The sequence below is a fragment of the Paenibacillus sp. 2TAB23 genome (genome assembly GCF_052115165.1).
GTDB lineage: Bacteria > Bacillota > Bacilli > Paenibacillales > Paenibacillaceae > Pristimantibacillus.
Map to the genome: position 1 here is coordinate 354,393 of NZ_JBFRGD010000003.1, position 15,051 is coordinate 369,443.

The window sequence follows — 15,051 nt, forward strand, 5'->3', positions numbered from 1 at the left end:
CTTCCTTCCCGAACACTGCTTTTCTACTCTCCGTGTCCAAGAACGCGGAACACCTCGGTTACTGTCGTCTGGCCTTCAACGGCCTTACTTAAGCCGTCAGCCATAATTGGGATCATCCCTTGTTTTAAGGCATGCTCGTAATACTCATTGTCGGAGCGTTTCGAGATAATTAATGCACGCATCTCATTGTCGATCAGCAAAACCTCGTGAATCGCTAATCGTCCTTTGTATCCCGTACGACCGCATTCTCCGCAGCCGGCACCTCGATAAAGAAACTCGACATGGATGCCTTGCTCAGCAATTAATTCCAGCTCTTTATCGATAGGTGTATACTTCTGTTTGCAATGCACGCAAATACGTCTCACTAGCCGCTGTGCAACGATACAATTGACCGCTGAGGATATGAGAAATGGCTCTACACCCATATCTATCAATCTCGTAATCGAATTGACCGCATTATTTGTATGCAGCGTGCTCAATACGAGATGTCCTGTCATAGCGGCTCTGACTGATATTTCCGCCGTCTCCGAGTCACGAATCTCACCAAGCATAACGATATTCGGATCCTGCCGAAGTATAGCCCTTAATCCTCTTGCGAACGTGAGGCCTGTCAGCGGATTGACCTGCACCTGGTTGACGCCTTCCAGCTGATATTCAACAGGATCCTCTACGGTGATAATATTGACATCTTCCTTGTTCAAATGCGCGAGCGCGGAATACAATGTTGTTGATTTGCCGCTGCCGGTAGGTCCCGTAATGAGGACGACGCCGTAGGCCATTTCAATGCTTTTGCGGAAAACCGCCTCATTGCGTTCAGACATGGCCAGCTTCGATATGTCAGCGAGTGAGTTGCCTAGATCCAGCACCCGAATGACGACCTTCTCCCCATGTATGGTCGGAAGCGTGGAAACCCGGACGTCAACCTTGCGGAAATCGATATCCAGCTCTACCCGGCCATCTTGCGGCAATCGGCGTTCGGCAACGTTCAAGTTAGCCATGATTTTGATGCGGGCTACGATAATGCCGTGCATATTGGGCGGCAGTGTCCGCTCCGTCCGCATTACGCCGTCCACCCGGTATCTGATTCGAAAGCTGCCATCCTGCGGGTCCATATGAATATCGCTTGCGCCAAGTTGAACCGCTTGCACGATAATTTGGTTAACAGTTTTTACGACAGGAGAATCTTCATCCTGTATCGCATGATCCTCATCTATATCCTTTAGCTGCAGGTTTTGGCTAATTTGCTCAATCGTATCCTGCAATCCGTAAAAACGATTAATAGCACGAACAAGCTCATCCTTGGAAGCAATCACCGGTTCAATTCGAAGTCCCGTTGCAATTCTGATCTCATCAATCGCAAAATAATCCAGCGGATCGGCCATTGCAAGAATCAGTCTATTGCCTTCCATGCGAAGCGGCATAACGCAATGCTGGTCTGCAAGCTTCTGGGAAATTAATTGAATAATTTTCGGATCGATCTTCTGACGATAAATTTGCACATGCGGAATGCCCAGTTGAAACTCTAGTGCTTCAATGAACTGCTGCTGCGTTATGTATCCTTTGGAAATGAGCACATCCCCGAGTCTTGTCTTTAATTCCCGCTGCTGAACCAATGCCTGCTGAAGCTGCTCTTGGGTAATTACGCCAGACTCTACTAACAAGTCTCCTATTCGCTTACGGGCTCCTGACATCATTCATCACCAACCAACTAATCATAGATTTGCAAATAAAGTAGAATGCGCCGCAAACATTGTTGAAACTTGACTTAATTAAAGCAAGGAATAGATTTCCTGTCAATGACTTTAGACCTATTTTCATCAATTTTAAATAGGCATTATTTACCACATAATTTTGTAAGCATTTCCACGTGATAGATTTGAACCACACGCTTTTTAGCGACTAAAATACCATTCGAACTTTTTGTCGAATCTTGTCCTAATTTTACTACAATTCGACAAAATATGAAGTGTCCCAGTTCCCAATTAATAGGGTCTTCATCTATGGAATTTAAGTGTATTTTTTGATATCGGGATTGATTTCGGCTTGAAGAAATGACTCACCAACCTGTGCTATACTTTGCTAATGGAACAATGGAAAAAAAATCTGGTCGTGTTGTGGTTCGGACAGTTTCTCGTTATGGCTGGAATGACGATGATCATTCCGTTCCTGTCCCTCTATTTGCAATTTGATCTAGGCTTGTCCGATACGCATGAGATCGGGATTTGGGCTGGCATTATTTTTGCCGGCAACTTCGTTACCTCCTTTATATTTCAACCGATATGGGGCAAAATGGCTGACCGCTACGGCCGCAAAATGATGCTGCTCCGCTCAGGCTTCGGCATGTCCATCGTTATGGTGCTGATGGGTTTCGCGACGAACCCTTGGCATTTGCTGCTGCTCCGCATGTTGAATGGTACGATTTCGGGCTTCAATCCAGCCTCGATCGCTCTTATCTCAGCAACAACACCCAAAGCTAAAATGAGCTTTGCGATGGGAACCATTCAATCCGGCGGCATTGCCGGCACGATTCTTGGTCCATTTATAGGCGGTTTGCTCGCTGACAGCATCGGCTTTCGTCCTATATTTTATTTGACGGGCGCTTTGTTGTTTGCTGCTTCGCTGCTCGCTTTATTCGTGGTCAAAGAACCCTTTGACCGTATGAAAGCCGCGCAGCGCGTTCAAGCCTCCGTAATCGAAGGATTTCGCAAGCTAAGCGGTATTCCTCAGCTAACTGCGCTATTTGCCGTCACCTTCCTCATCCAGTTCGCAATGATGAGCCCGATGACGCTTATCCCGCTTTATGTACAGGAGCTGCATGGAACAACCGCTAACCTTGCATTTTTTGCCGGCTTCGTCGGCTCGGTTACCGGCCTCTCCAATTTAGTTGCTTCGCCTTTGCTAGGTAAGTTAAGCGACAGGATTGGTGCAGAACGGGTGCTTGGCGTCGCGCTAGTTGGCGCATCGCTTGCTTTTATTCCGCAGGCACTAGCGGGAACCGTCTGGCAATTGCTGATTGCACGCTTCATACTGGGTATTTTTCTGGGAGGTCTTATTCCAGCCGTAAACTCCCTGATTCGAAAATATACGCCGGACGGCATGGAGAGCCGCTCCTATAGCTTCAACACCAGTACGATGAGCCTCGGCAATATGATCGGCCCGATCACGGGTGGCGCATTGTCAGGCTGGATCGGCATTCAAGGACTGTTTCTGCTCTCTGCGGTTATGCTGATGGTTAACGCGGGGTGGGTTTACCAAACGCTGCTGCGCAAACGTCCGTTTTCGCAGCAGGGCAAAGATGGCTGAATGGTTGCGATGAGCGCAGAATAGGGCATACGAGAAGTTTACTTTCCTCGCATGCCCTTTTTTTGCTGTCCGACGAACTGGAAATTCTCCGCCATCGTTAATGCCATATGTTGTCGTTTTTCGACAAATATACACGCATGCGTGCTTACACACAAAGTAACCAGTTTCTCGAGCGCTGTTAGAACACATACGTGCTTACAGCAACATTCCCGCCTCTCACCCACACCTATTTCACTCTGTAAGCACGCATACGTGCTTACAGCACAAACTAACCAGTTTCTCGGGCGCTGTTAGAACACATACGTGCTTACAGCATCATTCCCGCCTCTCTCCCACGCCGAGGTCACTCTGTAAGCACACATGCGTGCTTACAGCACAAACTAACCGGTTACTTAAACGCTGTTAGAACACATATGTGCATACAGCATCATTCACCCCTCTCGCCCACACCTATTTCACTCTGTAAGCACGCATACGTGCTTACAGCACAAACTAACCGGTTACTTAATCGCTGTTAAAACACATACGTGCTTACAGCATCATTCCCCCCTCTCACCCACACCTATTTCACTCTATAAGCACGCATGCGTGCTTACAGCACAAACTAACCAGTTTCTCGGGCGCTGTTGGAACACATACGTGCTTACAGCATCATTCCCGCCTCTCTCCCACACCTATTTCACTCTGTAAGCACGCATACGTGCTTACAACACAAACTAACCAGTTTCTCGGGCGCTGTTAGAACACATACGTGCTTACAGCATCATTCCCGCCTCTCTCCCACACCTAATTCACTCTATAAGCACGCATACGTGCTTACAGCACAAACTAACCAGTTTCTCGAGCGCTGTTTAGAACACATACGTGCCTACTGCAACATTCCCGCCTCTCTCCCACACCTATTTCACTCTGTAAGCACGCATACGTGCTTACAGCACTACTAACAAGTTTCTCGGGCGCTGTTAGAACACATACATGCTTACAGCATCATTCCCGCCTCTCTCCCACACCTATTTCACTCTGTAAGCACGCATACGTGCTTACAGCACAAACTAACCAGTTTCTCGGGCGCTGTTAGAACACATACGTGCTTACAGCATCATTCCCGCCTCTCTCCCACGCCGAGGTCACTCTGTAAGCACGCATACGTGCTTACAGCACAAACTAACCAGTTTCTCGGGCGCTGTTAGAACACATACGTGCTTACAGCATCATTCCCGCCTCTCTCCCACACCTACCTCACTCCGCAAGCACACATTTGTAGAAACTGCATCAAACCGCAATCAAAAAAACACCATGAGCTGGATCGGCTAATACCGATCCTGCTCATGGTGCCAATGAAAGTTACTTTACAATCGCGATGGCGAGTCCGTCATATCCCGGCAGCACCGTGCTCTGCAGACGTTCATCCGATGCAATGGTTTCATTAAAGAAACGCACTGCCTGTACAGACGGCCCTGCCTTCGCAGGGTTAGTCGTCCTGCCGCGCAGCAAAATATTGTCGCCCACGATCACCGCTCCGGGATTGGCTAGCGCAATCGCATGCTCCAGATAAATCGGATAACCTTCCTTATCTGCGTCGATAAAGAAGAAGTCAAACTTTCGGCCCGCTCCCTGCAGCTGTGCCAAGCTCTGCTTCGCATCTCCGACCATATACTCTACTTTCTCTCCCAATCCGGCTGCTTCCATATGCACCCGTGCCAGCTCTGCATAGCTTGGCAAAAGCTCAAGCGAGGTAAGCTTCCCGCCTTCCTTCAGCCCCCGTGCCAGACAAATGCCGCTGTAACCGCCAAGCGCGCCGATTTCAACGATAGACTTCGCTCCAGATAGCGTAACGAGCATCGTAAGCAAACGACCATAGCCGTCAGCAACCGAAATATCCGGCATTCCGTTTGCTGCAATTCCTGCTTTTACACGCTCTAGATCCGCATCCGCTCCATAAAGGGAATCCACATATTGCTCGTCTTGTAACATCATTCTATTCTCTCCAATTTTACAATTTGTAAAAACCAGCTAGTTTGCCCTATACTTGATTGTATGTTTTTGTTCACGGGGATACAAGCACAGGCTTATGAAGCAGCATCCAATATCGCAAAGTATGAATGAAAAGAGAGTGTACAATGGAAAAATTACAGCTAATCGCAACCGCGCCGATGGGGCTTGAAGCGGTTGTCGCACGTGAGCTGAGAGATTTAGGTTATACCGACTTGCAGGTTGAGAACGGACGTGTCAATTTCACAGGTGGTCCGCTCGACATTTGCCGAACCAATCTTTGGCTGCGCACAGCAGGCCGAATACTCATCAAAATGGGAGAATTCCTGGCTACGACCTTTGATGAGCTGTTCGAAGGCACGAAAGCGCTCGATTGGCCGACATGGATTCCGAACGATGGAGAATTCCCCGTTAATGGCCGTTCGCAGAAATCGCAGCTGACAAGCGTACCCGCCTGTCAAAGCATCGTTAAGAAAGCTGTCGTTGACAAAATGTCCGCACAATACGGCACCGAATGGTTCCCTGAGAACGGCGGACGCTACGTGATCGAGGTTACGCTTATGAACGACCGCGCCATGCTGACGCTTGATACGACCGGTGACGGCTTGCATAAGCGCGGATACCGCAAGGTAGCGACAGAGGCGCCGATTCGAGAAACGCTGGCCGCAGCACTTGTGCAGCTAAGCCGCTGGAATCCGGAACGTCCGTTATATGATCCCTTTTGCGGCTCAGGCACGATTCTCATTGAAGCAGCCATGATTGGTTGGAATATCGCACCAGGTCTTCGCCGCAGCTTCAACAGCGAAGGCTGGCCCTTGATCCCGAACGAGCTTTGGGATGAAGCGCGCGACGAAGCCTTTGATCTTGTAAAAGATGACGTTCCGCTTCAGATTGCCGGCTCCGATATCGATCCAGGCGCCATTGAAATCGCCGAAGCTGCCATCAAGAAAGCGGGCTTTGGCAAAGAAATCAAGCTAAGCGTCCAGCCTGTCGCTAAAGTAAAGCTGGAAGGCGACTATGGCGTCATAATTACGAATCCGCCTTATGGAGAACGTCTTGGCGATGATGTCCAAGCAGAAGCAGCCATGCGCCAATTCGGCTTAACTGCCCTTCATTATCCGACATGGTCTTACTTCTCGATCAGTCCGTCTACATCCATAGAGCATTACTTTGGCCGTCCAGCCGATAAAAAACGCAAGCTGTTCAACGGTCGCATCGAATGTAATTACTTACAATTTTTCGGCCCGCTTCCCCCGCGCGGCAGTCGCTCGCAGCCATAAGGGAGGAGCTTTACGCAAATGCTATTTAGTAATCAAAAACCATTACGCCGCAGTATGAGCATGATACTGGTCTGGCTTGAACGCTTTAAAGCGATCGACCTGCTGTTGTTCACGGCCGCGCTGCTGGCAAAAGTATATTTGTTCTCGGAAATATTGCATGTCAAAAATATGAAAATGACCAGCACGGACGCTATCATCGAGCTTGGCGCCATTATGCTGTTCAGCTTTTGGACAGTCTGGCTTCCCGCTCGGGGCAGGATTCTTTCACTCATCGGCTTGAACATGCTTGCGTCGTTTGTATTGTATGCAGATATTATTTACTATCGCTATTTCCAAGATTTAATTTCAATACCGGTGCTGTTGCAGTTCAGCCAAGTAGACTCGCTCGGAGAGAGCATCGGCACGCTGCTGCACGTCAAAGATTTCCTTCTATTTCTTGACTGGATTGTCATAGTCCCCTTTGCAATCTACATGCTTATACGCGGGAAACGTGATCTGCGCCGTGCTAATGAATATCGCCGGATTCCGCCCGTTTGGCAAATAGCGCTCGTCCGCATCGTCATGAGCGCAGCCATCTTCGGGATTGGCGCCTCGCTCGTTTTCACGAACGTCAATGAGGCGAAGCGCACGTGGGGCCAAGGCATCTTTGAAGGGAATTGGTGGAACTTATCCATCTACAACGTGACGGGAGCGCTGGGCTTTCATGGTTATGACGCTTACCGCTATGTGAAACGGAATTGGCTTGACGCGGAAACGGTCAGTGCCGAGCAAGCCTCGGAGACGAAAAACTGGATTGAAGCCCGCGGTGCACTTCGCGGGGCGCTTGAGCAGGACAAGCTCTTTGGAGCATACGCCGGCAGCAACGTGCTCATGATACAGCTCGAGGCTTTCCAAAATTTTATGATCAACAAATCGATTGGCGGTCAAGAGATTACGCCTCATCTGAATGGCCTGATCAAGCAGAGCGCTTATTTCAGCCAGTTCTATCACCAGACCGCGCAAGGCCGGACCTCCGATGCTGATTTCACGGCCAACTGCTCCATGCAGCCTGTTCCGAACGGCTCCGTATTCATTCAATATGCACCAAATGAGTTTGATTGCATGTCCAGCACCTTAAAGGCGAGTGGCTACGGAACCTCCGTCTTCCACGCTTACGAGGGCGGATTTTGGAATCGGAACACGATGTATCACAATATGCAATATGATCAGTTTTACAGCTTGAAGCATTTCACGCTCGATGAGAAAATCGGCTGGGCACTCGGAGATAAATCCTTTTTCAGACAGTCCTTGGACGTGATTTCGGACCAAAAGCAGCCTTTTTACTCTTTTTTAATTACATTGTCGAGCCATTATCCCTTCACCATGCCCAAAGCAGAGCAGCAGCTTAGCTTAGGCGAGCTGGACGGTACGATCATGGGCGACTATCTGCAGTCTATCCATTATGTTGACGCCGCGCTCGGCGAGCTCATTGAACGGATGAAAGCAGAAGGAATTTGGGACAACACCATTCTAGCCATGTATGGCGACCACGACAATTCGATAAAGGATTGGACGCTGCTTGAGACATTTCTTGGCAAGCCCCTTAATGAAATGGAGCGACAGATGATGCTGAAGCAGGTTCCTCTGCTCATACATTTGCCTGGCAACGAGCATGCCGGCACTTATACGGGAGTCGGCGGTCAGCTTGATGTAACGCCGACAATCATGCATCTGCTTGGCATGTCGACGGCTGATCAGTATTTAATCGGGACGCCTCTTCTATCCGAGCTCCCGCTCGAGGGAAAGCTTGTCGTACAGCGGAATGGTTCTTTCACTGACGGCTCTGTCTATTATTTGCCATCATCGGATGGCATAATGGACAATGGTGCCTGCTGGAGCATATCCAGCAAAGTTCAAACCGATATGAACGCCTGCGCAGCCGCAGCAGAGAACGCTCGTACCGAGCTCACCGCTTCCGATCAGATTATAATGAACAACCTGATTGAGCACTTTAAAGAGCAATCGGCTACAGAAGCGCGCGCCGACAGCCAATTGGAAACAGCAGCAAAATAATCTGCTATATACGTTGAACTAAAGTTTTAGAAACCTATGGTAAGAAAATAACAACCTGCATATCGAATAAGAAAGAAAATAATTCGAACAGGCAGAGATGAAGTTGGAAAACTAAACATCACGAGATGAAGTGACACAAGCTATGAAATAAACTAAAGAACGCCGCAGGTATGAACCATATCAAGCTATGTATATCTTATGGGAAAATCAGTAAAGGACATCGCCGAGTTCTGTGGTTCAACTTATATAGTTGGGGTAGTTTGTTTAGAAAATAGCGCTATCGGACGAGGCTACGCTGCAGTTTGTACAACGTAATCGACGTAACTTGCCTAACTCGATACATACACTGTACTTTGTGCAATAGATGGCCTATTCTAAGGCGATATTCGTTAGTTTGGAGCTCATTCTACTGCATAATTACAATGTAGCCATACGAAACAGTTCTCATGTGAGGTTTCTATTGTACAAAGTGCAGGCTAGGCTGCTTCTCATTAAACGATATACCTGGAACTTAAAAATGAAGATTTAGCGAAGCGTCCAAAACGTAAATGTTAATGTTTAGTTCAATTTATCAAGCGTCACATGAAACAAAGAAGCTCCTCAGCCAGCGGCCGGGGAGCTTCTTTGTTTCATGTGCTTTTTCAAATAGGATTTCATTTTCCATTTCACTTGCTGCTTCTATGGCTTCTATGGCTTCTATGGCTTCTATGGCTTCTATGGCTGCTTCTATTGCTTCTTCAATTGCGAGTTCTAAGCTTACATGATCAATTTCATTTGCGTCACATGTACCTTTCGCTGTTCTATTACATCTTTTGTTTCATTTTTCATTTTATCTTCAATGCCATCCTTAATTCCATCTTTTATTTCACTTTCACTTTATATATCTTCTTTTCTTTCAACTTCTATCTCAATAGCTAGTTCAAGTTCTATTTCTTATGCTGCTTCAGCCAGTCGACCACATCGTCCAGCTTCTCTACCGGCACAATATTAAGCTCAGCCGCCCCGCTGCGTGCTTCCGCTTCCTGTGCCTTAGGCACAAAGAAGACGTCCGCATCCGTTCTGCTCACCGCATATGCCTTCTGTTTAATGCCGCCGATAAGGCCTACGCTTCCATCTGCTTCAATGGTACCCGTTCCTGCGACCTGATTACCGAACGTGATCCCGCCTGGCGTCAGCTGATCCAGAATGGCAAGCGTCAGCATCGCTCCATGCGAGGGCCCGCCAATATGCGCCATAAACCGTTTGTAATCGATGCCGCGAGGAATATCGACCAGCAGCTCCGTCTGCACGGAAATACCGAATACAGGCCTCTCAGCCTGATCAGCCGAAGCTTTTGCAGCAACCTCTTCCCTCTTAACTTCTCCTGCCCTTCTAAGGGTAACCTCAACGCTATCCCCCGGCTTAACCGACTGCTCCATATAACCTGTCATATCGCTTATCGTACGTACAGCTTGTCCGTTCAGCTTGTCAATAATATCACCTGCCATCAGATGACCCTCAGCTGGACTGTCCTTCACGATAGCGACAACTCGAACGCCATCCGCCGTTAATCCTTCTCCTATGCCAGCCATTTTCATAGCAACGGCGGCTGCAACGCTGTTCGCATCCGTCTTCATCATGACGACTTGTGCATATGTTTCTGTAAGCGGCGGCTCATTTTCAGGCGTTTTTTGGAAGCTGTACAATGGCAAAATACTCGCGTACAGCCAGTCCGCAGGTACGGCAGGCCGATCAAATACAAGCACCCCGTTGACCGTTCCCCCATGCTGGCCGCCATCCACATGCGCATATCGATTCATATTCAACGTCATTCCTGGATAAGTAACCTGATAGCCGGTTGGACATAGCAGAGCGAGGAGAAGGATAAGAGACACTCCGAGTATTGCCCCGCCTCGCTTTGGCAGCCACACAGGCCATTTACCACGGCTCCCATAGCCGTTCATTCGATTTGCTGATCTTCTTCTCTCGATTCCTTCACTGATCATTAAATCAGCGTATACGAGCGGCACAGCTGCGCCAGTCACAAGCAGCAGCCGAAACAGCTCCTCCGGCAAAAATACAATGTAAAATGTACCTATTGCACTAAGGATGACTATAGCAGCCCGCAGCAGCTGCATGGCTAAAATCATCCCTTTCTCACTCCGCTGCTCCCAAATGGCAAGCAACGCACCTACAGCCCAGCTAACCGGGATGCATGCAACGAAGTAAAATAGCCAATCAATCATCTCAATCCATTGCATGCCGCTTCCTGTCTTTAGAGGTGCTGGCAGCCAAATGAGCTCCGATGCGATCAAACAAGCAAAGGCTGCTGTTAATCCAAACAAATAATAAACGGCTGGCTTACGCATTCACTTTCCTCCTACTATTCCTCTAGATCATCTCGTTTTCAGCCGCATAACAAACAAAAGACCCGACGAACAACGTCGCGGGGTCTTACTTCGTCTGCAAATATTGGCGTTCTTCCGATCCGATGCCCCGATCCCTAAGCTCGCCTTTCTCTATGCCTTGAATACGCTCCAGCCACTCCGCCGGGGAATGCCCCGACTGCCGTGCCAGGTCCAGCAGCTGTGCGTAATGCGTGCAATTCTCATAACCGCCAAGCTTGCGTACGATCTCGATATATTCCACCACCAGCGCCCTAGCTTCCGAGACAGGATAACCGTGATCCGCAGACAGCGCTTCAACGATTCCCCGCTCATACAAGCTTAACCTCACCTGTGCCTTCACTTTCATGATACGTCCACCTGCTTCCCGTATAAATATGATAGCCAACAAGCTTTACATGCGTCTCCCAACGTTCGGAGCAAAAAACAACTTGATTGCCGAGCCGAAGCGAGTCCATCTTCCTACCCTTGCGCGACACCGTTATTTGTTCATAAAACCATTGCTCATCCTTATTTAATTGTACTGCTTTATGTACGATTTTTCCAGTATCATTGTCCGCCATCGGGCCTATAATGATGTCGGGATGGATTGTACAGGGGTCTTCTCCCTTGACGTTAGCCCTCCTGTGGGCATAAATAAAGGACGCCCATGCCGGTGAATCCGATAGAAACAAAAGCGGTTCTACCTTCTCAGGCACGGAAGCCAGCTCGACAACAAGCACGCAGGGCTGACTGCCGTTCCACGACTCCTTCGCAGCCTTATGCGACCATTTCCGCGCTTGCGCGATGGAGATCGTCGTGTAGAAGCCCTCCCCGAAATCTTTGCCTGGTTTCCAATATGGCGAATTGAGCAGCTTTTGCCCGAAGGATTGAACCGTATCGCTTGTCGTCCCATGATATAGCAGCTGCGGCGTTGTAATATCCACCCTCTTGCTCCTTTCATATCCTTGTGTAGACAACAAGACCCTACGATAAATAGCTCGCAGGGTCCTGGTGTAAGTACGATTATTTCTTGATATAAGGACGAACCTTCTCGATCGCCTCATCCTCGTTAGCTGCCTTGATATACCGGCCATTAATAAAAATGAATGCGTAGCGGGCGCATGGCCCGCAATATGACTTGCAGCCCACGCGGATTTCAGCGTCAGGCGCAAGCTTTTGCAGCTTCGGTACAATTGATTTCAATTGTGTGTGCTTGCATTTGTCGCAAACACGTATGTCATTTGCCATGATATCTTCCTATTTCAACCGGATGCCGAGGGAGCTTAGTGATCGCCGTGGTTGCCCTTGGTTGGATTCGTAATGGCAAAGCCCTCTTCAGGGACATAGAAATAATCGATGCGTACGCCGTCCAGGAAAGCATTGTCTTTCTCAAGAATGACATCAATCCCTTTGTCCGTAGATACGACAACATCCTTATCAGTCGGCTCGTCAATTCCCATGCCATAATGCGCATGATCGCCATGAGAATGAGTCACGTAAACACGAAGCAGCTTGCCTTCGTTTTCAGGCTTGTCCAGCTCAAGTTGCAATACTTTAGCAGCATTTTTAGAAATTTTGCAATTCATTAATCATCCAGCTCCTCTTATCGTTAGCCTTGCGGCAATATTTATTATTTTATATTATACTTGGTCTCCATTCTACGGGCAAACCATTCCGCAATTATCATCGTAACTGCAATATCATCAATAGGCAGAAACGGCAGCGGCAGCACGTCAGGCAGCACCCAATAGAGGAAAACAGGCACGGTAAAAATCAGCTTGTCCAGCAGTGAAACGTTTTTTGACCGAAGCAGTTGGAAAATACGGACAAACGTCCGCTGCCAATGCCGCAGCGACAGCAATTTGCGCATCTGACACCCCACCTTTGCTGAGCTTTTCGAACTATTATAGCATAAATGGCCGAAGGCCGCTAAAGATGTAGCATCTCTAGCAGCAGCGGCTGCAGCTCCATGTAAATATGATCAAATTTGCTCATTGGAAGCGGATTCTCACCATACCCCGCCTCTACCGTGAATCCGGGCCTGCGATAACGCTGAATATACCAATCCTTGTAGCCTGCATCGCTGCCGGACAGCTTTACCGCCTCATATCCGCTTGCCCTCGCCAGCTTCTTCGCTAGCTGCTCCGAATCGGCAGGCTCATAATCACGATAGTTCCAATAAATTTCCCTGCCCTGCGTGTGCAGTGCCATCACGGCATGAAAGCCCATCCGATCCGTGAAGCTGGCCATTGCAGCCGCTTCCGGCTCACTGAGCGGATAAGGACCTGGGTAGTCGCGCGGGCCCGGGCTTTCAATGCCCCTGCGCTTGCATTCCTCTTCCCAAAACGCCGGGAATTGGTCATTCAAATCGACGCCCCGGATATTCGCTTTCCAGCCCTCGAAATGTGCAGAGCCTCTATTCCACTCCAATAACTGGCGATAATAGGGATGCCTCTCCGACAAGCCTTCCTGCGAGAGCTCTACACCGTCGGGATTGACCATGGGAACGACCCATAATGTCACCTCTCTGCACAGATCCGCCACTCGCTGTCCGCCGATCTCATCGCCGCTGCAATACGCTGCCGATAAATCGGCGACAAAACGCATCAACAAAGCGGATGTGATCCACTCATTCGCATGAAATGAACCATTCATATGGATGCGGCGCTGTCCCGTACCGCAGCGAAGGGCGAGCAGCGGCTTGCCCATGACGCTTTCCCCGATTACATGCGATGACAGAAAAGGGTATCTGCCCGACAGCTGCCTGACCCCTTCCAGCAAATCAGGATACTTATAGCTTTGTTCGGCGTACATGACGATCCCTCCAGCTGCCTTAGTTTACTCCATTCATCGTATGCGCTAAGCGGGCTGTCCTATGAAGCAAACGCCCAAAAGAAGCTGAACCGGCAGGTGCAGCTTCTTAGTCAAAGCGTGAATCTCACACAATAGTCGGAATTTGCCATACAACGGGCGACAGCTGAATTTGCTTGCCCAGCCATTGATGAGTAATCAATTGGAATATTCGTGTATCTCCGCTGCAAAAAAACTGATGAACAGGTATGGAATCACCCTGCGAGAGGCTTCCTTTTTTGTCGAGAATGGCGCTAATCTCGCGTGCTGTCTCGTCTGCCGAGCTGATTAGCGTGACCCCCTGCCCCATAACCTCGGAGATGGTCTCCGTCAAGAACGGGTAATGCGTACAGCCGAGAATAAGCGTATCCATCGGATAACCCTGCAGATGTACGAGGGAGCTTTGTACGGTTTCATAGGTTTCCCTTGAACGGAAGTTCCCTTTCTCCACTAGCGGTACAAAGCGCGGACATGCTTCGCTAATGACTGTAATTTCGGGAGACAGCGCTTTTAGCGCCTGATCATAAGCTTTGCTCTTAATCGTTCCCTCCGTGCCTATAACGCCGACACAGCCGGTGACCGTTAAGCGTATAGCGGCTCTTGCTCCGGGATTGATGACTCCGATTACTGGAATCTCAACGCGGGAGCGGATATCCTCAAGTCCGGCAGCCGTTGCCGTATTGCATGCTATGACAATCATTTTAGGATTAAACTGAATAAGATAATCGACGATTTCCCTCGTAAAACGAATAATCTCCTCCGAAGAGCGCGGACCGTAAGGCGTTCTGGCCGTGTCCCCGAAATATACGATTTTTTCTCGCGGCAGTTGGCGCATGACTTCCTTGGCAACGGTGAGGCCGCCAACGCCTGAATCTAATATCGCAATCGGTTGCTGCACAAACACACCGCTTTCCTAAACGAATGTAATGAATCCAGACAAAATAGCATATGAAAACAGGCACCAAAACGTACCTGTGCTATAGCCTGCTATCCATCATGAGAAGAAGAAAGAGCTCACTGACAGCCATGAGCCGCGCCGCAACTGATCCATATCTAAGGCTCTAATATTGGAATTCAGGCCTGTGCGGGCTGCGATTAGCAGCTGTACGGACTTTTTGCTCTGTCGCCCGATCCGGCTGTTTCGTTGGCGCAGTATCGGGTACATACAAGTAGAAACCACGCGCTATGCAAAAAACCGATTCGAAAAG

Annotated in this window: 13 protein-coding genes; 3 read left to right on the forward strand and 10 right to left on the reverse strand. The window is 49.0% G+C overall.

Annotation, left to right across the window (positions count from 1 at the left end; all coding sequences use genetic code 11):
- Positions 1-23: 23 nt before the first annotated feature.
- Positions 24-1,691: a GspE/PulE family protein gene (locus AB4Z29_RS06890; RefSeq protein WP_441942419.1), complete on the reverse strand. Its 1,668-nt coding sequence runs from the start codon at positions 1,689-1,691 to the stop codon at positions 24-26.
- Positions 1,692-2,082: 391 nt separating this feature from the next.
- Between AB4Z29_RS06890 and AB4Z29_RS06895 the strand changes: the two genes are divergently transcribed.
- Positions 2,083-3,303, forward strand: coding sequence for an MFS transporter (locus tag AB4Z29_RS06895; protein ID WP_441942310.1), 1,221 nt, complete (start codon positions 2,083-2,085; stop codon positions 3,301-3,303).
- A 1,344-nt stretch (positions 3,304-4,647) separates the two neighbouring features.
- Here the strand turns inward: AB4Z29_RS06895 and AB4Z29_RS06900 are convergent.
- The gene (locus tag AB4Z29_RS06900) at positions 4,648-5,280 is read right to left on the reverse strand and encodes an O-methyltransferase (protein WP_441942311.1); all 633 of its coding nucleotides are present in this window, start codon (positions 5,278-5,280) and stop codon (positions 4,648-4,650) included.
- Positions 5,281-5,423: 143 nt separating this feature from the next.
- Between AB4Z29_RS06900 and AB4Z29_RS06905 the strand changes: the two genes are divergently transcribed.
- Both AB4Z29_RS06905 and AB4Z29_RS06910 read left to right on the forward strand, forming a co-directional pair.
- Positions 5,424-6,575, forward strand: a complete 1,152-nt coding sequence (locus tag AB4Z29_RS06905; RefSeq protein ID WP_441942312.1) for a THUMP domain-containing class I SAM-dependent RNA methyltransferase — start codon at positions 5,424-5,426, stop codon at positions 6,573-6,575.
- 18 nt (positions 6,576-6,593) lie between these two features.
- On the forward strand, positions 6,594-8,627 hold the full coding sequence (locus tag AB4Z29_RS06910) for an LTA synthase family protein (RefSeq protein WP_441942313.1): 2,034 nt from the start codon (positions 6,594-6,596) through the stop codon (positions 8,625-8,627).
- A 926-nt stretch (positions 8,628-9,553) separates the two neighbouring features.
- Here the strand turns inward: AB4Z29_RS06910 and AB4Z29_RS06915 are convergent.
- The 8 genes from AB4Z29_RS06915 to racE form a co-directional block, all read right to left on the reverse strand.
- The gene (locus AB4Z29_RS06915; RefSeq protein ID WP_441942314.1) at positions 9,554-10,975 is read right to left on the reverse strand and encodes a S16 family serine protease; all 1,422 of its coding nucleotides are present in this window, start codon (positions 10,973-10,975) and stop codon (positions 9,554-9,556) included.
- Between the two features lie 85 nt (positions 10,976-11,060).
- Positions 11,061-11,360 (reverse strand): hypothetical protein, encoded by a 300-nt coding sequence (locus AB4Z29_RS06920; RefSeq protein WP_441942315.1) that lies wholly within the window; start codon positions 11,358-11,360, stop codon positions 11,061-11,063.
- Complete coding sequence (locus AB4Z29_RS06925) at positions 11,323-11,937, reverse strand: DUF3990 domain-containing protein (protein WP_441942316.1); 615 nt, start codon at positions 11,935-11,937, stop codon at positions 11,323-11,325. The genes AB4Z29_RS06920 and AB4Z29_RS06925 overlap by 38 nt, the downstream gene beginning before the upstream one ends.
- A 79-nt stretch (positions 11,938-12,016) precedes the next feature.
- The gene (locus tag AB4Z29_RS06930) at positions 12,017-12,241 is read right to left on the reverse strand and encodes a DUF1450 domain-containing protein (RefSeq protein ID WP_183560030.1); all 225 of its coding nucleotides are present in this window, start codon (positions 12,239-12,241) and stop codon (positions 12,017-12,019) included.
- 35 nt (positions 12,242-12,276) lie between these two features.
- On the reverse strand, positions 12,277-12,579 hold the full coding sequence (locus AB4Z29_RS06935; protein WP_441942317.1) for an iron-sulfur cluster assembly accessory protein: 303 nt from the start codon (positions 12,577-12,579) through the stop codon (positions 12,277-12,279).
- A gap of 44 nt (positions 12,580-12,623) precedes the next feature.
- Positions 12,624-12,863, reverse strand: a complete 240-nt coding sequence (locus tag AB4Z29_RS06940; RefSeq protein ID WP_441942318.1) for a hypothetical protein — start codon at positions 12,861-12,863, stop codon at positions 12,624-12,626.
- A 59-nt stretch (positions 12,864-12,922) separates the two neighbouring features.
- Complete coding sequence (locus AB4Z29_RS06945) at positions 12,923-13,807, reverse strand: M14 family metallopeptidase (RefSeq protein WP_441942319.1); 885 nt, start codon at positions 13,805-13,807, stop codon at positions 12,923-12,925.
- 124 nt (positions 13,808-13,931) lie between these two features.
- On the reverse strand, positions 13,932-14,741 hold the full coding sequence (gene racE / locus AB4Z29_RS06950; RefSeq protein ID WP_441942320.1) for a glutamate racemase: 810 nt from the start codon (positions 14,739-14,741) through the stop codon (positions 13,932-13,934).
- Positions 14,742-15,051 lie beyond the last annotated feature (310 nt).